20 protein-coding genes and 1 other annotated feature are annotated in these 22,229 nt (G+C 46.8%); of the genes, 7 read left to right on the top strand and 13 right to left on the bottom strand.

Annotated features, from left to right (window positions below; all coding sequences use genetic code 11):
• Nucleotides 1–194 precede the first annotated feature (194 nt).
• The gene (locus MHI14_RS05205; protein WP_341129965.1) at nt 195–1,328 is read left to right on the top strand and encodes an SMP-30/gluconolactonase/LRE family protein; all 1,134 of its coding nucleotides are present in this window, start codon (nt 195–197) and stop codon (nt 1,326–1,328) included.
• Nucleotides 1,329–1,479: 151 nt separating this feature from the next.
• On the opposite strand, the gene MHI14_RS05200 is transcribed toward MHI14_RS05205, so the two are convergent.
• The 8 genes from MHI14_RS05200 to MHI14_RS05165 all read right to left on the bottom strand — a co-directional run bounded on the left by MHI14_RS05200 (nt 1,480) and on the right by MHI14_RS05165 (nt 11,484).
• Nucleotides 1,480–2,352 (bottom strand): metal ABC transporter permease, encoded by an 873-nt coding sequence (locus tag MHI14_RS05200; protein WP_047841304.1) that lies wholly within the window; start codon nt 2,350–2,352, stop codon nt 1,480–1,482.
• On the bottom strand, nt 2,352–3,311 hold the full coding sequence (locus MHI14_RS05195) for a metal ABC transporter permease (protein WP_091037906.1): 960 nt from the start codon (nt 3,309–3,311) through the stop codon (nt 2,352–2,354). The genes MHI14_RS05200 and MHI14_RS05195 overlap by 1 nt, the downstream gene beginning before the upstream one ends.
• A gap of 3 nt (nt 3,312–3,314) precedes the next feature.
• Complete coding sequence (locus MHI14_RS05190; protein ID WP_244898219.1) at nt 3,315–4,136, bottom strand: metal ABC transporter ATP-binding protein; 822 nt, start codon at nt 4,134–4,136, stop codon at nt 3,315–3,317.
• Between the two features lie 31 nt (nt 4,137–4,167).
• A complete protein-coding gene (locus tag MHI14_RS05185; RefSeq protein WP_091037908.1) occupies nt 4,168–5,112 on the bottom strand; it encodes a metal ABC transporter solute-binding protein, Zn/Mn family in 945 nt (314 codons plus the stop codon).
• A 237-nt stretch (nt 5,113–5,349) separates the two neighbouring features.
• Nucleotides 5,350–7,299: a peptidoglycan D,D-transpeptidase FtsI family protein gene (locus MHI14_RS05180; RefSeq protein WP_341129964.1), complete on the bottom strand. Its 1,950-nt coding sequence runs from the start codon at nt 7,297–7,299 to the stop codon at nt 5,350–5,352.
• A 396-nt stretch (nt 7,300–7,695) separates the two neighbouring features.
• On the bottom strand, nt 7,696–9,732 hold the full coding sequence (locus tag MHI14_RS05175; protein ID WP_091037911.1) for a peptidoglycan D,D-transpeptidase FtsI family protein: 2,037 nt from the start codon (nt 9,730–9,732) through the stop codon (nt 7,696–7,698).
• A gap of 105 nt (nt 9,733–9,837) precedes the next feature.
• The gene (locus MHI14_RS05170; protein WP_249912814.1) at nt 9,838–10,983 is read right to left on the bottom strand and encodes a transglutaminase domain-containing protein; all 1,146 of its coding nucleotides are present in this window, start codon (nt 10,981–10,983) and stop codon (nt 9,838–9,840) included.
• Nucleotides 10,984–11,001: 18 nt separating this feature from the next.
• A complete protein-coding gene (locus tag MHI14_RS05165) occupies nt 11,002–11,484 on the bottom strand; it encodes an ATPase (protein ID WP_174806458.1) in 483 nt (160 codons plus the stop codon).
• Between the two features lie 190 nt (nt 11,485–11,674).
• Between MHI14_RS05165 and MHI14_RS05160 the strand changes: the two genes are divergently transcribed.
• Nucleotides 11,675–12,850: an MFS transporter gene (locus MHI14_RS05160; protein ID WP_341129963.1), complete on the top strand. Its 1,176-nt coding sequence runs from the start codon at nt 11,675–11,677 to the stop codon at nt 12,848–12,850.
• A gap of 521 nt (nt 12,851–13,371) precedes the next feature.
• A complete protein-coding gene (locus tag MHI14_RS05155; RefSeq protein WP_036605733.1) occupies nt 13,372–13,719 on the top strand; it encodes a toprim domain-containing protein in 348 nt (115 codons plus the stop codon).
• Nucleotides 13,720–13,794: 75 nt separating this feature from the next.
• Here the strand turns inward: MHI14_RS05155 and MHI14_RS05150 are convergent, their stop codons facing one another.
• Complete coding sequence (locus MHI14_RS05150; protein ID WP_091037915.1) at nt 13,795–14,406, bottom strand: SCO family protein; 612 nt, start codon at nt 14,404–14,406, stop codon at nt 13,795–13,797.
• Nucleotides 14,407–14,842: 436 nt separating this feature from the next.
• On the opposite strand from MHI14_RS05150, the gene MHI14_RS05145 reads away from it, so the two are divergent.
• Entirely contained in the window at nt 14,843–15,823 is a 981-nt protein-coding gene (locus MHI14_RS05145; RefSeq protein WP_036605731.1) for a metal-dependent hydrolase, read from the top strand.
• Nucleotides 15,824–15,939: 116 nt separating this feature from the next.
• Here MHI14_RS05145 and MHI14_RS05140 read toward each other — a convergent pair whose 3' ends face one another.
• Nucleotides 15,940–16,158: an alpha/beta-type small acid-soluble spore protein gene (locus MHI14_RS05140; RefSeq protein ID WP_017692386.1), complete on the bottom strand. Its 219-nt coding sequence runs from the start codon at nt 16,156–16,158 to the stop codon at nt 15,940–15,942.
• Between the two features lie 120 nt (nt 16,159–16,278).
• Between MHI14_RS05140 and MHI14_RS05135 the strand changes: the two genes are divergently transcribed.
• A complete protein-coding gene (locus tag MHI14_RS05135) occupies nt 16,279–16,479 on the top strand; it encodes a hypothetical protein (protein WP_341129962.1) in 201 nt (66 codons plus the stop codon).
• 116 nt (nt 16,480–16,595) lie between these two features.
• Here the strand turns inward: MHI14_RS05135 and trpS are convergent, their stop codons facing one another.
• Nucleotides 16,596–17,588, bottom strand: a complete 993-nt coding sequence (gene trpS / locus MHI14_RS05130; protein WP_036605729.1) for a tryptophan--tRNA ligase — start codon at nt 17,586–17,588, stop codon at nt 16,596–16,598.
• A gap of 75 nt (nt 17,589–17,663) precedes the next feature.
• Nucleotides 17,664–17,931, bottom strand: a binding site (T-box leader).
• A gap of 245 nt (nt 17,932–18,176) precedes the next feature.
• Here trpS and MHI14_RS05125 point away from each other — a divergent pair.
• Nucleotides 18,177–19,151 (top strand): aldose 1-epimerase, encoded by a 975-nt coding sequence (locus MHI14_RS05125; protein WP_036673298.1) that lies wholly within the window; start codon nt 18,177–18,179, stop codon nt 19,149–19,151.
• 204 nt (nt 19,152–19,355) lie between these two features.
• Nucleotides 19,356–19,589, top strand: a complete 234-nt coding sequence (locus MHI14_RS05120) for an alpha/beta-type small acid-soluble spore protein (RefSeq protein WP_047841310.1) — start codon at nt 19,356–19,358, stop codon at nt 19,587–19,589.
• Between the two features lie 85 nt (nt 19,590–19,674).
• Here the strand turns inward: MHI14_RS05120 and MHI14_RS05115 are convergent, their stop codons facing one another.
• Nucleotides 19,675–20,085 (bottom strand): O-methyltransferase, encoded by a 411-nt coding sequence (locus MHI14_RS05115; RefSeq protein WP_091037917.1) that lies wholly within the window; start codon nt 20,083–20,085, stop codon nt 19,675–19,677.
• Nucleotides 20,086–20,360: 275 nt separating this feature from the next.
• Nucleotides 20,361–22,160 carry a M3 family oligoendopeptidase gene (locus MHI14_RS05110; RefSeq protein ID WP_341129961.1) on the bottom strand — a complete coding sequence of 600 codons (1,800 nt, stop codon included), beginning with the start codon at nt 22,158–22,160 and terminating at the stop codon, nt 20,361–20,363.
• Between the last annotated feature and the right edge of the window lie 69 nt (nt 22,161–22,229).

Below are 22,229 nucleotides of genomic sequence, written 5' to 3'. Positions count from 1 at the left end.
TCTTTGGGTGGAAGAATCGTAACCGTGGCGTGCAATTTCTCTTTCTGTGCCAGCTCGACGGAGATAACTCTCTCAACGTGAGTGGTACAGGGGGAGAACGCCTCTGTCGGTGCGAAGGACACGCCAGAACATGTAGTGGCAGTTAACTGCACGCTATGACAAAGGACAACAGAAACAATATTAGGAGGATTAATATGTCAACAGAACAAAAACAACGCAAACGATCCACTGGCCAACAAATTCGTAGATGGAGCCTGACCCTGCTAGGGGTAATTGTGCTGGGAATCGTTGTATTCCTGCTAATGCCCGCCCCGGTAGAACCCGCTGTTTGGTCTGCACCTGCTGCTCCTTCTTTTGAGAAGGAGGGTCCCTGGAAAGAGAACAACAAACTTAGCTCCGCTGAATTGGTTACTGACCGCGCGAAGTTCCCGGAATTTATCACTTTTGATAAAGAAGGGCGGCTGTATGCGGGTGACTCCGACGGCAAAATCTACAGAGTAACCTTTGACGCCGAGGACAAGGCACAGCCAGCAGAGGTATTCGCTGATACCCACGGAACACCTAACGGCCTGAAATTTGATGCTACAGGGAATTTGATTGTGGCGGATATTCAGAAAGGGCTGCTGTCCATTGACCCGAACGGAGATGTCGAAGTACTAACCACTGAAGTAGATGGAGGGCCGATCTACCTGGCAAATGAGCTGGACATCGCCCAAGACGGATCGATTTATTTCTCCGATACCTCTAACTATGGCAAAGTCATGTTCAAAGAAATTGCAGAGAATAAACCGCATGGACGATTATTGAAATATGATCCGGTGACCAAGCAGACGACCGTTCTGCTTGAGGATTTATATTTTGCCAATGGGGTCGTATTGTCTGCCGAAGAAGATTTCGTGCTTGTAGCCGAATCATATCATTATCAGTTGACCCGGTACTGGCTGAAGGGGCCCAAACAAGGTACCTCTGATATTTTTGCAGAGAATCTGGCTGGGTTTCCGGACAATATCACACGTGACGCTCAGGGACACTTCTGGGTAGGGGTGTTCACAACCCGTCTGCCTTTTGCCGATTACATGCATAGTCATCCTTGGTTAGCGGCAACAATGTCCAAAGTTCCACAGTCCTTGTTAAATGGAGCCAGTGCCCCGGTGAAACACGGACTTGTCGCAGAATATGGACCAGAAGGAGAACTTGTGAATAGCTGGCATGATCCTGAAGGAACATTGTATGGCATTACCACGGCCGTAAGCCAAGGGAAATATTTATATCTCGGAACCGCACCAGGAGGAAGCCAAGGGGTTCATCGGGTGCTTTTGAAACCGTAAGGATTGTTATATTCATCTACCTCATAGACACCCTTTAGGCATCCCAATAGCAGCTCACTCCAGCAGGAGGGGCTGCTATTGAATTTTCTTCTTTTACCAGTCCAATCAAAAAAAACCGCCTGCAAAGCAGGCGGCTGACAATCTCTATGAATTAACGTGCCGCGAATTTGCGACGAGCGTAACGGAATACGATGCCGTGTTTCGGTGACAGCAGCAGTGCAAGAACAAACAAAATCCCAGCAACTGCCACCATGCAGCCCGCAATGGAAGCATCCAGGGCGTATGCCATGATGTAACCTCCAACCGAGGAAGCTGCTCCGATCAGGACGGCGTAAAGAATCATTTTGCCCAGACGATCTGTGAGCAGATAAGCAGTTGCCGCAGGTACAATCAGCATGCCCACAACGAGAATTGAACCAACACTTTCAAATGAAGCTACGGACGTCATCGAAACAAGTCCCATGAGCAGATAGTGGAACAGCACTACTGGAATGCCGCAGGCCGCAGCCAGCGCCGGATCGAAGGCACATAGCTTAAACTGTTTGTAGAACAGCCCAATGACGACGAGGATGACTAGCAAAGTGATCCCCAGCATCCAGACTGCCCTCGGACCGACATCCGTACCCCCAAGGGTTAGTGTATCCCACTGTACATAAGCGATCTCACCAAACAAGACACAGTCCAGATCCAGATCAATATGCTGGGCGTTCAGACTAATCAGAATGACCCCTACTGCGAAGAGTGCTGTAAACACAATTCCGATCGAGGCATCCGACGAGAGTCCACCCGCCTGTAAACTCTGTATGAAGAACACCGTCAGTAGTCCAAACACCGTTGCGCCGAGCAGCATCCATAATGAATCTCTGGAACCGCTCCATAGGAAAGCAATCGCAATACCGGGGAGAACCGCATGGCTGATCGCATCACCGACCAGAGCCATTCGCCGCAGAATCAGAAAACAACCGAGGATGGCGCAAGCGGAAGAAACCAATACGGCCGTCAAGATAATCCAAAACGTTGCCATTACATCTCCCCCCGTTCCTGCTGATTTCGCTGTGTGGCGAGAGTCTGAAGTGTAGCCCGCTCTTCACGCATATACGCCGATTTTGCCTGAATACTACGCAACCGTCGAGCTAATAATCCACGACGCGGAGCTAGCAAGGCTGATCCGGCAAACAACACCGTAGCCGCAAGAACGGTTACAGGCCCTGTCGGCAGATTAGGTACAAGCGTGCTGAAGATGGTTCCTGTTGCCCCGCTCAATGCTCCAAATATGCCTGCCAACACCACCATCAGTGCGAGTGAGTCGGTCCAGCAACGTGCTGCTGCTGCTGGGGTTACCAGCAAGGCCGCAACAAGCACGACACCAACGGCTTGTATTCCGGCCACCACCGCGATTACCGTTAAGAGCAGGATGAGCTGCTCCAACATCGCAACTGGCAGTCCCATACCACGTGCAAATCCCGGGTCAAAACTCACCAGTTTAAATTCCTTGAACCAGGCCAGACAGGCAATCAGTAATACGAGACATACGCCTCCCATGACATACACATCCGTCATGACCATGGATGCCGCCTGCCCAAACAAATATTTATCGAGTCCGCTTTGGCTTCCGCTCGCCCCATGCTGGATGCGCGTCAGCATAACTACACCAATCCCGAAAAATACGGTCAGCACAATTCCCATCGCCGCATCCTGCTTGATTCGGGAGTAGCGCGTAATCCACGAGATTCCGAAGGTAGCGACAATGCCAGCCACCAGAGCACCGAACAGGAATAATCCGACGGACTTCGTTTCCGTCAACATAAATGCAATACAGATCCCAGGCAGAGCAGCATGAGCAAGGGTGTCCCCCATCAGGCTCTGTTTACGAAGAAAGGTGAAGGAGCCAATAATTCCGCTACTGAATCCCAACAACAGACAGCCAAGCAATATCCAACGTGTATTCGGGTCAGATAAGATGGCAACGATCCAGTTCCACATGCACTACACCTGGCCTTTCTCCGTCCGGCTTCCGATCATCGCAATCCGGCCTCCGTACGTCTCTTGCAGTGTATCCGGTACAAATACTTCACTTGTCGGCCCACCTGCCACCAGTCGTCCATTGAGCAGCAGCACATGGTCGAAATATTCCTCGACTGTCGCCAGATCATGGTGAACAACCAGTACCGTCTTGCCTTGTTTCTTCAACTGTTCCAAAAGCGAAATGATCGCTTTCTCTGTGGTGGCATCGACACCTGCAAATGGCTCATCCATGAAATACAGATCTGCGTCTTGTACGAGTGCCCGCGCCAGAAAGACACGCTGCTGCTGTCCACCGGACAGCTGACTGATCTGGCGGTACATGTAATCGCCCATGCCGACTTGCTCCAGGCAGTGTGCCGCCAGGTCCCGCTCCTTTTTCCCCGGACGACGGAACCAGCCCAAATGACCATACCGTCCCATCATCACCACATCAAGCGCATGCGTAGGGAAATCCCAGTCCACCGATTCCCGTTGGGGCACATAACCGATGCGGCGACGTTGTTCCCTGTACGATTGTCCGAAGATCCGAACCTCTCCATGCATCTTCGGTACCAGTCCCAGAACGGCTTTGATCAGTGTTGATTTCCCTGCGCCATTTGGGCCAAGAATACCGATGAGCTGTCCTTCCGGAATATCGAAGGATACGCTGCTAAGCACCGGCTTTTTGTGATACGCAACAGCCAGATCCCTCACACTAAGAGGAGCTGATGTTGGCTGCGTTCCCTGCAAGTGACTATTATTAAGTTTCGTAGGAGTTTGTTCCAATAAAGTTGTATCTTCCATAATCCTGTAACTCCTCTCTTCATGTGATTCATTATTTCAGGGCTTCTACAATCGTCTCAACATTGTGGCGAATCATACCGATGTATGTGCCTTCTTCCGTTCCCTCAGCCCCCATGGCATCCGAGAACAGTTCTCCACCAATGCTGACCGTATGTCCTTTTTGAGCTGCTCCGGCAATGATGGCTTCCATCGCTTTTGCAGGCACACTCGATTCAACAAATACTGCTTTGATATGGTTATCTACGAGATAATCCCGCAGTTCGCTAACATCTTTTGCCCCATATTCGGCTGCTGTACTGATGCCCTGAAGCCCCATCACTTTCATGCCATAAGCCTGACCAAAATATCCAAATGCATCATGCGCCGTAACCAATACCCGGCTTGCTTCCGGAATCTCCAGAATCTTCTCGCGCACCTCGGCATCCAGTGCTTCGAGCTTCGCCAGATACGCCTCTGCCTGAGCTTTGTATTCTTCCGCATGGTCCGGGTCCGCCTCCACGAGCGTATCGCGTACGGCTTCTGCCGCATGCATCCAGTGGCTGACGTTAAACCAGACGTGTGGGTCATATTCGGTGCCGCCTGTATCTTTGCCTGAGTGTAACTCCTCGACTGGAATAGTCTCTGTAACGGCAGTAACCAGTTTGCTTGAGGACATTTTCTCCAAAATATCTGTCATTTTGCCTTCAAGATGCAGTCCATTATAGAAAATGACTTTTGCTTGTTCCAGCTTGCGAATATCACCTTGGGATGCCTTGTACAAGTGGGGGTCAACTCCCGGGCCCATTAACCCGGTAACATCAACATATGCCCCGCCTACCTCACGTGCTACGTCAGCGATCATTCCCGTTGTAGCGGTTACTTGAAGCTTGCCACCACTGCTCGTCTCTGCATCACTGGAACATGCCGTAAGTACAACAACCAGAACCAGAGCCGCTAGCGTAATGAACCCCCTCTGAATACTCCTCATTTTCACCATTAACAATTCAACCGACCCCTTTCCCTCTCCTAAAATACTTGTCTACATCTAATTTTGTTGTACAAGGTATTAAGTTTTAATCAAGACTAATAATGTTTCCCTTGTGCAAATTTTATCCGAAGCCAAAAAAAAAGGCAAGGGATTATTTCCCCTGCCTGTCCAAATTCATATATTGTTCACTTCATTAACCTGTTAGATGTGATGTAAAAGCGCTACATCTGCCGCATTTCTTTTACATTACTCGTTGTCTTTTCCTTCGTCTTTCTTACCTTTTGGCGTTCCATCGAGACCATACACTTCATCGTATGCATCGAAGATTTTCCGTGCAATCGGCGAGGCACTGACTGACCCGAACCCACCTTCCGGTACAACAACAGCTACAGCAAGCTTCGGATTATCTCGTGGTGCAAAGGCAATAAATACACCATTCTCTTTTTTGTTCGGTCCTGTCCCCTGCTCTGATGTTCCTGTTTTCCGTGCATAATCGTATGGGAACCCGTCAAATGAGCTTACTTTGGTAACCATTCCTTTATGCACTTCATTCCAGTGCGCATCGGCAAAATCAACTTCATTAAGCACCTTAGGTTTGATCTCTTTCACCACATTGCCATCCGCGTCACGAATTTCCTTCACCAGATGTGGTTCCATCCGTTTGCCCTTATTGGCAAGCATGGTCGTGTATTGGGCGAGTTGCATCGTGGTGTACTTGGCTTGTTGTCCAAAGGAGGCAAATGCCAAACGTGTTAGAGCTGATTCGTCTTCATTAGTATATTCTAGCCTACCCAGAAATTCATTAGGCAGATCTACACCAGTGGACACACCCAAGCCAAATTCCTGCATGTGTTTATGCCAGACATCGATGCCTTTCTCTGAGCCATATTTACTTAACAAACGTTTCCCCACCATATCAATCATGAAGGCATTGGAGGATTTCTCAATCGCTCTTCTCGCCGTAATAGAACCATTATAAGCAGAATGCGAGTTCTTCACTTGTCGGCCATCTTTCCCCAAAACCGCATATCCCTGATCATGATAGGTCTGTCCTGCTGTAAATAATCCCTCTTTCAATCCAATCAGGACACTTAACGGCTTGATTACTGATCCAAGAAGTATAACGGATTCCGCCCGACTAGGCTTGGCATCATTCGGTGGGAACGATTCGGTGGTTCCGTTCCGGAATACATATTTGATTTTGTCATAATCCCAATCGTTCGGATCATAATCCGGCATACTTGCCATAGCCACCACATTCCCCGTATCCACTTCCATGGCTACTGCGTATCCGGTAATTGCCTTAGGGAGTCTTCGCAATTCGTCCGTTATTGCTTCTTGTGCGGCCATCTGAATTTCCTTGTTAATGGTGGAAACCAGACTGTAGCCTTTCTCTGGTGGCGTCTGTAACATCGTTCCATCTGGCAGATTACGTGCGTCAATATCAATGGACTGATATCCGCTTCGTCCACGGAGTTCTTCCTGGTATTGAAGCTCCAACCCATCGAAGCCAACCTTCTCTTCCTCATGATAGACAAGCCCTGGATCACGCTGGGTACTTGCCCCCTCGCGGATGGCCTTATATTTGGCAATGGAATCTGGTGCCCGTTTGAACTCTCTTGTGTAACCCACAATCTGAACCGCTACGCCATCCGGGTCATATTTTCTTATGTTTTCTTCCAGCACCATAACGCCTGGATAATCCGCTTTTTTCTCCATGAAAAAAGCAATTTCTTTAGTCGATAGATCCGACTTCACAAGCCTCGGCACATACCCGAACGTTTTCTGGTAATCCAGATCCAATCGTTTGATGATCTCTTCCGCGTCCGGCTGCTCTTTATCCCCGGGATTAAACTGCTTAAACACAGCCGCCAGATCATGAGCCAGTTCCTCTGCTTCCTGTCTACGTTCATCATTCCGATAATCCTCATACAACAACACATAGAGGGACTGCACAGGTTCCGAGTAAGCAAGCGCAATTTCTCCCGTAGCATCATAGATGGGACCACGAACAGGTGCGAGCGGAATATCCTTGGTATTACGACTCGTTTCCATATACGTCAGTTCAGGACCCTCCACGAATTGTACAAAGGCCAACCTGAAAATAAGGATACTGAATATGACAAATGCCGCGAAAAAAAACAGATTCAGCCTTGCCGTGGAAGGCTTGTTGACGGGTGTATCTTCCTCAGTCATGGGTTTCTTCCTCAATCGGTTAAACATGTTTTAAGCCTCTCCCGTTCCTTTATAAAAATAAAATATTTAATCCGTCTTGTGAACGTGTTCAATCAGATATTTAATCCTTTCTCATACAAGTCTACCAAAGGTTAGCTGTCAAGTCTTTCAATATTTGGTTACATTTTCGTAAACAGAACCGTTACACTACCCAATCTACCGATTCCAATGTAAACACTGACATATAAACGTTATCCATTTCTCCAGATCGCGTTTCCCCTTCCCTTATATAAACGTGGTACAGCTCATATGGTTACATATTAATGCAACTAATTAGTCCACCCTTACGATCCATTCTCCACGTAAAAACAAAAAAGAGGACCCACGAAGGGTCCCCTCTGTAACCAATGCCTCACATCACTGTGTGCCTGATTCCGATTCTGAATCTTTATTTTTGTCTTTTTTCGGTACACCGTCGAGACCGAATTCCTCGTCATAGGCATCGAAGATCGCACGTGCAACCGGAGCCGCACTGCTCGATCCAAAGCCCCCTTCGGGGATAACCACAGCGACAGCAAGCTTTGGATTATTACGTGGTGCATAGGCGATAAATACACCGTTATCCACCAGTTTACCGCCTACTACCTGTGTCGATGTTCCTGTTTTTCTAGCAAAGTCATAAGGGAATCCGCTAAATGCAGATACCTCGGTTGCCATGCCTCGTTGTACTTCATTCCAGTAGGCATCGTTAAACTCCACCGTGCTGAGTACCTTCGGTTTTACTTTCTCGACCACGTTGCCTTCCGAATCCCGGAACTCTCTAACCAGTTGTGGCTCCATCCGCTTTCCTTTGTTCGCCAGCATTGTCGTGTACTGTGCTAACTGCATGGTTGTGTATTTTCCCTGCTGTCCAAAGGAACCATACACGAGACGAGTCAACGAGCTTTCCGTGTCGTTCATGTAATCCCGTATGCCCAGGAATTCATTCGGCAGATCAACCCCTGTAGATACCCCAAGGCCAAACTGCTTCATGTATTCATCCCATTTGTCAATTCCGGTCGCACCGTATTTTGAGTACATCTTCTTCCCAATCTCATCAATCATGAATACGTTCGAGGAATGACGAATCGCATCACGAGGATACATTGCACCATACACATGCCCTGATGAGTTCTGCACTCTGCGATTGTCCCCACCAAAGGTCGTTGAACCTCTATCCGAATAAACCGTATTGGTAGTGAAGAAACCTTCTTTCAAACCGATCAAGACACTAAGCGGTTTGATGGTGGAACCGAGTAACACGATCGATTCAGCTCGCTTTTTAGAGTCATCCGGAGGGAATGAACGAATCGTACCATTTTGATACACATATTTGATATCATCATACTGATCATTTGTGATACTGCCTGTTCTCCAGATGTTGGTATCATAATCTGGCATACTGGCAGCAGATACGATTTTCCCCGTATCCACTTCCATCGCAACCGCAAATCCGGTCTTGGCATTGGGATGCAATCGACCGGAAACCTGATTTCGATGAAGCCAACTCAGCTGATCCAGAATGGCCTGTTCTGTTTTCACCTGGACGTTCTTGTTAATGCTGGAAATCAGGTCGTAACCTTTCTGCGGCGGTGTAGAACCTGCTACACCTTCAGGCAAATTACGCAAATCAACATCAACGGATGTATATCCGCTTTTGCCGCGGAGAGCATCCTGATATTGCAGTTCCAGTCCATCAAAGCCTACAAATTCATTTTCCGTATACACCAGGCCCGGATCCGTTTGCGTTTTATTGGCCTCGTCCACCTCTTTGTATTTGTCCAAGGACTTCGAACTTCTGAACTTCTTCAGATAACCGATTGTCTGAACCGCTACCGTATCCGGATCGTAGAATCGTACACTCTCCTCGACGATCTGAATACCTTTGAACTCATCCTTATGTTGCAGGAAATAAGCGACTTCTCCCTCGGACAGATCACTCTTGATCAGACGCGGCATAAAACCGTTCGCTTTGCGGGAGTTCAAGTCCATCTCTTCAATAATTTTTTCCACTGTAAGTGACTCTGAATCCTTCAGCTTGTACTGTTCAAATACATCATGCAACCGGGTTGCAATATCCTGCACTTCCCCTATGTTAGGACTCGGTTTCCCATCAACATCCCCATAGTTTTTATACAGTGTCAGGTAGAGAGACTGAATGGGCTTGGAATAAGCCAGCTTCACTTCACCTGTAGAATCATAGATCGTGCCTCTCACAGGAGGAAGCGGTACATCCTTGGTAATGTTACTTGCTTCTTCCTGACTAAGTTCAGGGCCCTCCACAAATTGCAAAAAGGCCAAGCGTACAATAATAACGCTAAAAATAACAAAGGAAGCGAAGAAAAATACGTTCATTCGGTAACTGAAGCGCCGTTTGTCTGTAAGTTCATCCTTCTCATTGGAATGCTTTTTCATCCATCCTACCTCTTTCATGACTTGATGCATACCACTCAAACTGATTCTTCGCGGCATGATAACCTGGCAACGTCGTCATATTCCGGACCCATGTCCATTGTAATGTTAAGCTGACTGATCCTTTAGATGGGTGTCGGCAAAATTCGGAGGATTAAACCAGTCTCCACTGATCGCCCATGTTGGGTCAAGCGGAACCCAGCTCTCGGAATCACTCAAATACACCTCATTCCACGCATGCGGACCGTACCCTCCCTGGCCGTTATAACCAAGTCCTGTAACAACTTTGACTTCAAGTCCTTGTGAACGGGCCATCACGGCATAGAGACGGGCATAATCAATACATACGCCTTTGCGTGTATCAAATGTATTCTGTGGATTCTGTTCATGCCATATGCCCTTTTGCTCATAGTCATCCACTTTACCATAGTCATACTGAATACGTGAACCTACCCAGTCGTATAGTGCTCTTGCTTTGGCTTCATCTGTCGATTGGCCTTTAACAATCTCACTCGCTGCAGATTCAATGTCCGTCGGAATATTGTGGTCGATAACTTCATATTTGCGTTGCAGGATGCCGCCCAGTTCCTTCTGCACAGCCTGCGTAAATACGGGAAGCTTGTCCTTGATAAACGTTCCAGACAACGGTTCGATAACCGATTTGGCCCCTTGCATATAGATCGGAGATGCTTCCACATATCGGCTGAACATGCTCCCGGGATAAAGACTGACAATCATGAACAAGACCGCAATAACAATCATTCCGCGGACGGAGCCTATAATCGTGCCAATTAATGCACCCGTCAACCGACTAAACATACCTTTAGGCGCACTTTCCTCGGCTGACCCCTGCCTGCTGCTAAAAATAAATGAAGAGAGAAACCCGAGAATCAGTCGGATGAGTCCATAGCTTAATACAAATAATACAGCGAACCGCATTAGTGGAAAATCTGCAATCGCCGTAACCAACGTATAATACATCTGTTCCCACCGGTTCAACTCACGATTAGGCATGGCAGAAGCATACTCAGACAGCCACTGCTGTACATATGGTGCAAGCCACAATGTTAAACCGATCGACAACAGAATACCAATGACCGCCATAATGCCATCCATCAGGAACCCAAAGAGTCTGCCTGCTGAACGCGAAGCCCCTCTGGACCAACCCTGCAATAATGAAGCAGCCACAATCAGCAGCAGCATAATCGTGATGCCATTCAATTCCTTCAGGCTGTCCAGCCAATTCTGCAGCACGTACCGATTCCCCCTTTACTACGATGCTGGTGCTGTTTTGTTCTCCTGTGCCTGTTCGACAAACGTACGTATGGTTTCATTGTCGAGTTTCCATTCGCCAAGTGAAATTCCGCGGAAGGTCACATCAACTTTATCCGATTGAGTTCTGCCCTTAATCTCCACATTGGGACTTGTGATGGTGAACGCTCCATCCTGTCCTTTGACGTATTTCGCTTTGGAAGCCTCCTTAAGCATCATGCTGGTTGCTTCCTTCTTCAATGTGTCCATCGTGCTGGATTGTACGTCTGTCACTGTCTGTTTGATCTGATCAATGGAGATGCCGCTGTATATCAGTAGAGCCGCAATAATGATGATGGCAATCGCCCATTTCAATACGGTTTTGACCACATTCAGAACAAAGAACAATATGATCAATGCAACCACGATCACCAGCCAGTTCTGCATCACAAACTCTTTGATTACTTCTATGTTCATGACTACACCTTCCGTATTAGAATTCATTCGTAACACTCCCGAATATTATACATGATTTCCGAAGCTGCTGTCAGCTAAGCCCTCTCCCTTAAAAATAAACGGTCTAAGTTCGTCCCGCCGGGCGTACAAGTAGTACCATGAGGTTCTGCCGGGCGAACGGGGAACACGTTCAAGACCTGTAGTTTGAACATGCATCGCTTAACAAGGAGGGGCTTATGTGAAAACGGCCATCTGGCTATACCTGTTTTTGTTCCTTGCTGTATTTGATCTGCACGCCCAGTATCCCATTCTGACCCCTTTTGCCATCTCGCTGGGAGCCGCCCCTACTTTCATTGGCTGGATGATGGGCATTTATTCCTTAACGCATCTTCCTGGCAATCTGATTGCTGGAACACAAATCGATAAACATGGCAGTCGCCGCTACATTGTATTCAGTCTGCTCGGAGCAGGATTGATCCTGCTCTTACAAGCCTATGTCCAGACACCATGGCAACTGCTGGCGCTGCGTTCCATCAGCGGTTTTGTGCTGGCCTTCCTGTCTCCTGCATGTCTCGCCCTGCTTGCACAGTTATCCAGCGATCCGGTGAAACAGGGGAAGTATATGTCAGGTCACGGGGTAGTACATACCCTTGCGTCTGTGGTATCTCCCGCAGCCGGTGCGATCATTGTGGGTTCCATGGGATTCTCTGCTACATTTTCAGGATTGGGCTATCTGCTTATTCTCACAGGTGTCATTGCTTTCATGACGATGCCCCGTGGCATCATCAAGCAGCATGAGAGAGTAACTGAACCTGCCAAACCTGACGTTTCACCAGCAGATGCCACAAGTGCATTCCTGCCGGTGTCCTGGCGATACTTTGCCTTGCCGCTGGTGATTGCCTGTGCTCAAGGGATTCTCTTCTTCGAGTTGCCCCTTCGAGGAGGAGGGCATTCGTCCATCATGTCTACCGGCCTGTTATTTTCCGTAATCAGTATCGGAGCTCTCTTCACACTGAGCATGTTATTTCTCAATCGGTATTCCCCCAAACTGCGTCTGGTTGCGGGTGTGCTGTTGATGTCCTTGTGTTTTTTTGTAATGGCCGCCATTCCGCAAATCCCGTTGTCTACCGTATTATTTGTACTCGGGATGTCCAAAGGCATTATCTTTCCAGCTATGGCTACCCTATTTATCCGTCTGAGCGGAGGAAGCAGATTAGGCCGCATATTCTCGCTGCAATCCATCGCCACTTCCATAGGCTCTTTCATCGGCCCCATCACAGCCGGGCAACTTCGTGTTGGGGTATCACCCTATTTCATCGCGTTTCTTTTGTTAATGATTGGTATGCTACTGCTTCCATACTATACAAGCAGAGGTGAAGCTTCCCTTGCCGATCCCAAAACTATATTAAACTAAATTCCGATCAGTCTCTGTCTCCTTACCGTTATGGCATCAATTAGGCCAGTATTTTCATTAGCTTTGCATCATTCCCCCATTTACAGCTAAACTATATAAAATGGACTAACGTTTTACACACGAACGGAGCGGCCTAGGGATCATCAGCGCTGTCTTTAAGATTTCATTTTTTTCTTGAATACCGTCATCGGGTATGGATGATCATTGGAAGTAGTGAAGGGGACGGAATCGATTTTGAAGAAGCGATAGCGTTCGCCTTTGTCTCCATATTTCAACCTATAAAAAATTAATCAGAAATTTGGAGACAACAGCGATCGAATGAACGATCCGTAACCGTAACGGCCACTCCTGACCAGAAATTAAACCCTGAGGTACGTGAAAAGAATTTAGAAATCAGAGGCGCTCCTATCCGCGTGGTGAACAGTGTAAAGAAAGGAGTCCATTTTATATAATCAGTCGATTTTCGCTGCAACATTTCCCGGGGAATGTCGACATAAGCTCTCGAACAAGAGGTGAATATCATGCCTATTCATGTCATTGTGGAAGGTAAGAATGACCGAAGCAAACTGAAACGTTTGGTTGGACCCGAAATCAACATTCTATGTACGTTTGGAACACTTAATTCCCTCAAGTTGGAGACCCTGCGCAAGCAAGTCGGTTACGATGAAGTCTTTTTATTTATGGATAATGACAGTTCCGGCAAAAAAATTAGAGGTGTACTTCGGGATGCTTTCCCGGATGCAGTACAGATGTATACACGACGAGGATATGCGGGTGTGGAAGGAACACCTGATGAGTATATCATTGCCCAGCTGGAAAAGGCCGGGTTAGAGACATACATCCAATACCCTGAACATCCTTCCTATTAAAATGAAATACCAAAAGGCTGCCTTTGGGTTGATATCCAACCTGAAGGCAGCCTTTACAGTATGATGATCAGATGATTATTCGTTGATCAGATTGCGAATATCCTCGGCAATGACAGCCGGCACAACGTCCTCTGTATTAAATGCGTTATATACCTTGCGCAGCTGGTTATTCTCATCCACCAACCCGATCATGTTCATATGGGCAAAATCGTCCTTATTCTCCCCTTCGATCAGGATCTGGAATGAATCCCTGGCGAACTGTTTGGTTTTGTCCATATCCCCTCGCAAGAAATACCATCCGGAATAATCCGCGTGGAAGCGGTCCGCAAACGTCTTAATCTTCTCTCTTGTATCGACTTTCGGGTCGAATGAAATAGAGACAAATGAGACATCTTTACCGAAGGTGTCGTCCTCTTTCAACAGATCCTGCACCTGAGATAACGTAAAGGTCGTAATCGGGCAGACATCCGGACAACTGGTGAAATAAAAGTAGAACAATCGAACTTTCCCTTGCGTATCCTCCAGTGATACCGTACTGCCATCTACATTTTCCATAGAAAAGGATTGGATTTCACGAATCTCGGGTAATTTTTCCTTACTGGCAAATACGGTGCCCCACATCAGATACACAGCCATTATCAGTGCGAGCCCGAGCAGCATCCATGTCCATTTGTACTTTTTCAGCATCTTCCTCGTCCCTTCTGTATCTTCTCTTATGAATACGCATACATATGTGAACCTAAAATCACGTTTGTTTCGCTCCATCCATCTACTGTGACATATGTATTCAAAGAAACCTACTTTTTATGAGATTCTATATTATTGTAACGGTTAAAAGGAACAATGCCCATAAATTATTTTAGCGTTGTATATCATTCGAATAGTATCGTACGTTCTCTGGCGATTTTTCTCACTGTATCCGATATAAAGTTTATCATAGGAACTGCCAAAATAGTTTGACAAACTACGTACATTTATTGGGTATGTCACAGGTAATTGTCATAACTTTGAAATTAGGGATGTTTTGCATCCTGACAGACGGATATTATACACTATATATGGGTATCACCTAGATAGAGAAGTAATATGCCTTAGAACGATACACCACACAAAGGAGACGTTTATGGATACCTCTACACATTTTGTCATGGGGATTGGTCTAGCCGGTCTGGCTTATGTCGATCCTGTTGTCGCGGCTAGTCCCATGCTTGCAGCTGCGGTAATGGTTGGCACGATCGCCGGTTCTCAGGCCCCAGACATCGATACTGCGTTACGTCTCAAAAGCAATTCGCTTTACATTCGGAATCATCGGGGCTTGTCACACTCTCTGCCATTTCTCCTGTTATGGGTTTTGCTCATCACCGGCGTCATTGCATTGATATTCCCTGGTGTCCCTATTGGACACGTTGCCACGTGGACCGCTGTGGCCGTAGGCTTTCACGTATTCACCGATCTGTTCAACACCTATGGAACCCAAGCCGCCCGGCCTTTTACGGAACGCTGGATCGCCTGGAACATCATTCATATTTTTGATCCGTTTCTATTCACTACACATGTCATAGCTATCCTGTTATGGGCCTTTGATCTGATCGCCCCTGCACCACTCTTCGTTACGTTGTATAGTTTGACCGGTTTATATTATATATGGCGAACGATTGCTCGTGCACAAGCAGTCAGAAAAGTAAGACGTCTCGACAACAGCCCAGAGCAGGCAAGATACATCGTCATTCCAACGATATCCTGGAACCGCTGGCATGTGGTTAAACGAGTTGAGGACGGCAGTTATGTGATCGGTAAAATGGATGGTTCTAACCTGGTATGGAGTCTGCACGCCTCGTCTTCTACTCATGCGGCCGTTGCTGCTTCACGCAAATCACCGGAAGTCAGTGCCTTCCTCTATTTCACCTCCTATGCGGTGGCAGAGGTTGAAGAACTGCCTGCCGGTTACAAGGTCCGCTGGGCAGATGTACGTTATCGACACCGGAAACAATATCCATTTGTCGCTGTAATTGTGATGGATCGGAATTTTGAAACGATTGATACGTATGTAGGCTGGTTAAGCGATGAGAAAATGGATAAAAAACTTTTATCTGCACGCCCTTGACGAAGTGAGCATGGCAAGGCACAATCAGACATAGGAACTGATACGCGAGAAAGCCCGGAGCGTTTCCGCTCCGGGCTTTCTGTTTATCCTGTTTTGTTGCTGTTGGTTAAAATAAATTATTTGCCAGACCCAGCCAGAGACTGCTCAGCGATTTGTACCAGACGTTTGGTGATATATCCACCCAAAGATCCTGTTTCACGGGAAGTGTAGTTACCATAGTAACCGTCTTGTGGGATAGTTACACCCAGTTCCTGTGCAGCCTCGATTTTCAATTGTTGCAGTGCTGAATTTGCCTGAGGTACCACCAAGTTGTTAGAACGAGATCCTTGAGCCATATTTATAATCTCCCTTCAATCTGTGTCTGTAATGTAATTGCAAGCTTGCAAGATTATTATGGCTCTTAGGCTACAGGTTATACGGAGTTTTACTAAATTTGTAGATGGAGGTTTTTCCCAATGAGTAAAGGCTTATCCTTATGGTTCGCATTCTCTTCGATTATTTTGTTAACGGTTTCAGCAATTATGATCTCCTACTCCGGTTGGTTTGCTGCACTGATGTTTGTCCTGTCCATTTCCAACATTGGCTGGGGATTTGTGATTCGTGCCAAAAAAGAACGTCAGGAAGTTCGCTCGGCTGCTTCTGAGCCCACTTCTTGAGCAGGTCATTTGATAGTTCAATAATGAACGCACAAATAAAGAGGAGTCCTTCAATAGGGCTCCTCTTTATTCATGTTAACTATTCATTCCATGAAATATGAAGATCTTGTTCAGCACTACTGTTTACGTCTCGGAACAAATCCCATACGTTCTTTCACTGCATCCAACGTTTGAGCAGCAACTTCTTCTGCACGACGGGCTGACGTATCCAGAACATCCGCCAATTCGCCAGATTCACGAATCTCATTATATCGTTGTTGTAGCGGTTCAATCACAGATACAACCACTTCAGCCAGTTCCTTTTTGAATGGACCGTACATCTTGCCTTCATAACGCTCAGCTACTTCTTTAAGCGTCATACCTGCACATTCAGCGTAGATACTCATCAGATTGCTAACTTCCGGTTTGTTTGCCGGATCATATACGACTTCACGGCCCGAATCTGTAGTGGCTCGGCTGATTTTTTTGCGAATCACATCCGGCGGATCCAGCAGGGCAATATAGCTGCCAGCGTTAGGGTTACTTTTGCTCATTTTCGAAGAGGCATCATCTAGTGACATTACCCGAGCACCTACCTGTGGGATATACGGATCTGGAATGGTAAAGTACTCCCCATAACGGTGGTTAAAACGTCCTGCCAGATCACGTGTCAGTTCCAGATGCTGCTTCTGATCCTCACCTACTGGTACAAGGTCAGCATTGTATAACAAAATATCCGCCGCCATTAATGATGGATACACGAACAGTCCGGCACCAACGGAATCTTTACCAGATGATTTATCCTTAAACTGAGTCATTCGTTCAAGCTCACCCATGGAGGTCAGCGTTGTCATCAACCAGCCCAATTCCGCGTGCTGCGGTACATGGGATTGCAGAAATACGTTAGATTTCGACGGATCAATACCTGCTGCAATAAACAGTGCAGCTACCGCTTCCGACTGTTCACGCAATGCTGCTGGCTCCTGAGCCACGGTGATGGCATGAAGATCAACTACCATGAAATGACATTGATAGTCATGCTGGAGTTTTACAAAATTTTTGATTGCACCAATATAGTTGCCCAATGTGAGCTTACCGCTTGGCTGAATACCTGAAAGTACTGTTTTCATTGCACATAACGCCTCCCTGATTGTATATAAAAAAACTCCTGCCATTCTCTGCGAACGCAAAAAGGCCCCACATCCGCAAGGGACGTGAGACCGTGGTGCCACCCTTATTCGCTTTTCTTCCATTGCTCCTGACCCTGAATCAAGTCAAGCCGAAGAAATGCCTTCATTGTTCCGTAACGTGGATTATACGGCAGACTCTAGTGGGGCAAGCCCATCTCTGGCTTAACCTGTTCAAACCTACACTCAAGGGTCCATTCGGTTAAGAGCTCACACCGGTTCGCATCAACCACCGGCTTTCTGAAGAGGATTCTCTTGGCCTACTTATCCCTGTCATCGATTTCATGTCATTCAATTCTAATAAATGCTTTCAGAGTTCCATCTTAATGCGCACAGGCGCGAATGTCAAAATGAGTTGAACTTTTTTACCCGAGACATCAAAATCTGTTATGATGGAATTGCTTATCCTGTTGCCTGCTTCACACGAAATAGCGCAGGAAATAGCTGGCATGTACACAACGACACGCCTGCAGCAGTAGCTTCATCACAACTGCTTGCAGACAGATTTCAAGTGGGAAAAGGAGCATCGATATGAAACAAGTGACCAAAGGCCAATGGAATGGTTACGACACGTATATCCTACATAGCCGTGAATTGGAAATCACCCTGCTGCCGCGTCTTGGAAATAATATTATTTCTATTCGCGATTTAGTGCAGGACAGAGATGTCGTCCGCCGTCCGGATGAAGACGATCTTGCCTTTTATCTGCAGAAGCCGTACCATTTTGGCGTTCCTCTCCTGATTCCACCAGGGCGCATCCATCGTGGACAATTCGAATATGAAGGCGTTCGTTACCAGTTCGATCAGAACACGGCGAATGACAACCATATTCACGGCCTCCACCGTACCCAATCCTGGTGTGTCAGTGACATTGAGGAAGATGAAGACGGCTGTGCAATTACGACTGAATTACTGACCGAAAATGAAGAGCATTGGATGGCTCAATTCCCGATTCCCCTGAAACTTGAGATGACGTTCAGTCTGCAAAACGCTGTATTTAGCCAGCGTCTGCGAGTCACCAATCTGAGCTCAACACCTGCTCCTTTTGGTATGGGATATCATACATGGTTTTTGTTAGACGGCAAACCTGCCGACTGGACACTGCAACTGCCTGTTTCCGGAATATACGGACAGAATGAAGAACAACTACCGACAGGTGAACTGGAGTCCCTGGGTGAATGGTCTGCTCTTAACGAAGGCATCAATTTGCAGGGACGTAACTGGGATACCCTGTTGAAAGCTACCGAAGGTGAACCGGCTACCGCTTACTTACGCAGGCAAGATGGATATACATTGAAATATTCAGCAGATGAAGCATTTTTCAAACATTGGGTTCTCTTTACCAAAGGTGAATCCGATCAGTTTTTGTGCATTGAACCGTACACTTGGCTCCCGGATGCACCTAATTTGGCTTTATCGGATGAACAAACCGGGTTGATCCGCTTGGAACCGGAACAGCCTGTTGAGTTATTTACACGTATTGAGGTTATACCTCCTACAGACTAAACGAGCTGATCCTCCTCTATTTTGCTTTTACGCTATCACCATATATTTGGATATCCAAATACAACTTGCCGACCCGCATTGGGTCGGCTTTTTTATGTGTCCTGTGCACTGATAGTTATCCATATTTTTCCTTACGCCATATCATGTATATTTCCTTATTCTCTAACCATACTAACATCACCAACCCATAAGGAGGTGACACATATGTACGGAAGTCAAAACCAAGGTAGCGGTAGCCGCTCCAATAACCTGGTCGTTCCCCAAGCAACAGCAGCATTGCAACAATTGAAAATTGAAGCTGCTCAAGAGCTGGGTGTAACTATTCCACAAGATGGTTACTACGGTAACTATACTTCCCGTGAGACAGGTTCTCTGGGTGGATACATCACTAAACGTCTGGTGCAAATCGCTGAGCAGCAATTATCGGGTCGTTCGTAAGCTCGTAATTATTGCTTGAGCCTAAGCAGAATCCAAAAGTAAAAGCGGCCTTCTTCGGAAGTGCCGCTTTCTCTTGTGCAACTAATTAGGAGGTCGACTCCATATCTGAATCCTTGTATGTATTGGTTCTAGGGTAACGAATCATCAGGCTTGCCATATTGTAATTAGACTCCATTGTTGCATCTACCAAAATCATACCTTGTCTTACTGTGAAGTCGTATGATATCTCGCCATGCGTCCAATTTCGTTTGAATTTCAACGTCTCCAGTGCCATTGCCCGGAAAGAAGTTCTCTGGGTTTTGTTTAGCCCCCCTTCCTCCACATCCATCTGCCCATCTCGTCCAGCTATCGGATTATGTCGAATACCGAATTTCCCAATTACGTTGTTTCGTATTTGCACAAAAACTACCCCTGAATCTAACCCTGATAACTCATGATCAAGTTCTTTGAATACCAGATCCAACTGCCTCGCTAATGAAAGCTCATCAATTTTCATATTAACACTCTCCTTATATGCTTATAGTCCTATACATCAAGGACTTACGACTCATTATATGACATCATATGTGCTCATTCAACAAACAAAGTCAAAGTTGGGTATTTCTAACTATTATTTGCACAATTAATTGCCATTCCACTCCCTTAAACTGAGCTTTTTCACTCAATTACGACAAAATCTTCGAGAATCGAAAATGAGGACTCAGTACAAAAAGAGGCTGCAATCCCGTGTCTGTTAACAGGGGATTGCAGCCTCTTTCATATATATTCAACCTATTTTTCGGTCGCCGTCATCTGTAGAAACTGCTCAATATCGGCAATAACCAAGTCCGCAGCATTTTGCCAGAATTCCGGTTGTGTCAGGTCCGTACCCAGATGTTTCTGAGCAAGTTCTTCGACCGTCATACGCCCTGTATCCCGCAACAAATCATCGTATTTATCTGCAAATGCTGTACCTTCCTGCTGCGCTCTTGCATAGATTCCCGCACTGAACATATAACCGAACGTGTATGGGAAATTATAGAATGGCACACCAGTCAGATAGAAATGCAGTTTGGATGCCCAGAAATGAGGATGATCTGATGCAAGTACACCGCAGAACGCTTCCTGCTGCGCCTCCACCATTAATTTGGATAATTCATCCGCGTTGACCAGACCTTTTTTGCGTTGTTCATAGAAACGATTCTCAAACAGGAACCGGGCATGGATGTTCATAAAGAAAGCCACACTTCGCTGTATCTTGTCTTCCAGCAAAGCCAGCTTCTCTTGCTCATCTGTTGCCGCCTGCACCAGGGCATCTGCTACAATCAGTTCAGCAAACGTGGATGCTGTCTCAGCCACATTCATCGCATAACGTTGATTCAATGCAGGCAGCTCTTCCATAATGTGTTGATGATATCCATGACCAAGTTCATGCGCAAGAGTCGACACATTAGATGGTGTCCCGGAGAAGGTCATGAAAATCCGGGTTGCTTTGCTAAGTGGCAAAGACGTACAGAATCCGCCTGGACGCTTGCCAGGACGGTCTTCTGCTTCGATCCAGCGTTTCTCAAAAGCCATCTCTGCAAACGAAGAAAGTTTAGGACTGAACTTGGCAAACTGTTCAACAATATTGATGGCTGCCTCATCGTAAGTGATTTTGCCACTCGATTTACCTACAGGTGCATCTACGTCGCTCCAGCTGAGCTTGTCTACTCCCAGCAGTTCTGCCTTGCGCTCCAGATATTGAACAAGCGCAGGTTTGGCACCGTTAATCACATCCCACATCGTATCCAGTGTCTGACGTGACATCCGGTTGATGGTCAGCGGTTCTTTGAGGATATCATCCCAGCCACGTTTCTCATATAACTTCAGACGGAATCCTGCGAGGTGGTTCAGCGTGTCAGCGCAGAAATCTTCGACATCGGTCCAAGCCTGTTCCCAGTTTGCGAATACCGTCTCGCGTACATTTCGATCACTATCGCTCAGCTTGTTGGCAGCCTGTCCTGCGGAGAGCATCACCGTTTCCCCATCTTGCTCAAATGGAATGTTCACCTTGCTGACAATCGTGTTATAGAATTTGCCCCAACCATGGTAACCATCCACACCCAGATCCAGAGCAAGTCCTTCCAGTTCAGGCGACAGCTTCTCACGAGCCAGCGTACGACTCTCGTTTAATACAAATGCCATCGGCTTAATATCTTCCCGAGCGATCCATGCATCCCACACCGAATCCGATGTCTGACTAAGTGTATTATCAAACTTTGATTTGCTGCCGTTCAGCATTGCAGCAATAGAACTGATGGCGCCCTGAAGCTGCGTTGCCTTTTTGTCCTTCTGGTTTTGCGATGAGAGACAACCTACAAACGCAGAACCTTCCGATACGCGCATATAACAGCTTTGTAGCAGTTCCAAAATCGGATCAAATGCAGCCGTCTCTTCTAATGAAGTCGGTGCAGCTGTTTCGTTCAACAGATGTTGCAGTTTACGTACATCCTCTTCCAGTTCAATCAGATACGCAGCAAATGTCTCGGAGGAAGAACCTCCACTAAAAATGGACTCCAGATCCCATACGGGGTGTAATGGCGTTTTCATTTAATAAGGCACCTCTCTCTATAAATTGGATGGTTAGGATTGAATTAAAAACTGGTTTTCTGTGTGCTG

The organism is Paenibacillus sp. FSL K6-2393 (genome assembly GCF_038002545.1).
Taxonomy (GTDB): domain Bacteria; phylum Bacillota; class Bacilli; order Paenibacillales; family Paenibacillaceae; genus Paenibacillus.
The sequence above is the reverse complement of the archived record's forward strand: the minus strand, read 5'-3'. Positions and strand labels throughout refer to the sequence as shown.

What these genes read in the sequence shown, in the direction of transcription:
- MHI14_RS05205 (WP_341129965.1), top strand. Translation starts at nt 195, where the DNA reads ATGTCAACAGAACAAAAACAACGCAAACGATCCACTGGCCAACAAATT.
- MHI14_RS05200 (WP_047841304.1), bottom strand. Translation starts at nt 2,352, where the DNA reads ATGGCAACGTTTTGGATTATCTTGACGGCCGTATTGGTTTCTTCCGCT.
- MHI14_RS05195 (WP_091037906.1), bottom strand. Translation starts at nt 3,311, where the DNA reads ATGTGGAACTGGATCGTTGCCATCTTATCTGACCCGAATACACGTTGG.
- MHI14_RS05190 (WP_244898219.1), bottom strand. Translation starts at nt 4,136, where the DNA reads ATGGAAGATACAACTTTATTGGAACAAACTCCTACGAAACTTAATAAT.
- MHI14_RS05185 (WP_091037908.1), bottom strand. Translation starts at nt 5,112, where the DNA reads ATGGTGAAAATGAGGAGTATTCAGAGGGGGTTCATTACGCTAGCGGCT.
- MHI14_RS05180 (WP_341129964.1), bottom strand. Translation starts at nt 7,299, where the DNA reads ATGACTGAGGAAGATACACCCGTCAACAAGCCTTCCACGGCAAGGCTG.
- MHI14_RS05175 (WP_091037911.1), bottom strand. Translation starts at nt 9,732, where the DNA reads ATGAAAAAGCATTCCAATGAGAAGGATGAACTTACAGACAAACGGCGC.
- MHI14_RS05165 (WP_174806458.1), bottom strand. Translation starts at nt 11,484, where the DNA reads ATGAATTCTAATACGGAAGGTGTAGTCATGAACATAGAAGTAATCAAA.
- MHI14_RS05155 (WP_036605733.1), top strand. Translation starts at nt 13,372, where the DNA reads ATGCCTATTCATGTCATTGTGGAAGGTAAGAATGACCGAAGCAAACTG.
- MHI14_RS05150 (WP_091037915.1), bottom strand. Translation starts at nt 14,406, where the DNA reads ATGCTGAAAAAGTACAAATGGACATGGATGCTGCTCGGGCTCGCACTG.
- MHI14_RS05145 (WP_036605731.1), top strand. Translation starts at nt 14,843, where the DNA reads ATGGATACCTCTACACATTTTGTCATGGGGATTGGTCTAGCCGGTCTG.
- MHI14_RS05140 (WP_017692386.1), bottom strand. Translation starts at nt 16,158, where the DNA reads ATGGCTCAAGGATCTCGTTCTAACAACTTGGTGGTACCTCAGGCAAAT.
- MHI14_RS05135 (WP_341129962.1), top strand. Translation starts at nt 16,279, where the DNA reads ATGAGTAAAGGCTTATCCTTATGGTTCGCATTCTCTTCGATTATTTTG.
- trpS (WP_036605729.1), bottom strand. Translation starts at nt 17,588, where the DNA reads ATGAAAACAGTACTTTCAGGTATTCAGCCAAGCGGTAAGCTCACATTG.
- MHI14_RS05125 (WP_036673298.1), top strand. Translation starts at nt 18,177, where the DNA reads ATGAAACAAGTGACCAAAGGCCAATGGAATGGTTACGACACGTATATC.
- MHI14_RS05120 (WP_047841310.1), top strand. Translation starts at nt 19,356, where the DNA reads ATGTACGGAAGTCAAAACCAAGGTAGCGGTAGCCGCTCCAATAACCTG.
- MHI14_RS05115 (WP_091037917.1), bottom strand. Translation starts at nt 20,085, where the DNA reads ATGAAAATTGATGAGCTTTCATTAGCGAGGCAGTTGGATCTGGTATTC.
- MHI14_RS05110 (WP_341129961.1), bottom strand. Translation starts at nt 22,160, where the DNA reads ATGAAAACGCCATTACACCCCGTATGGGATCTGGAGTCCATTTTTAGT.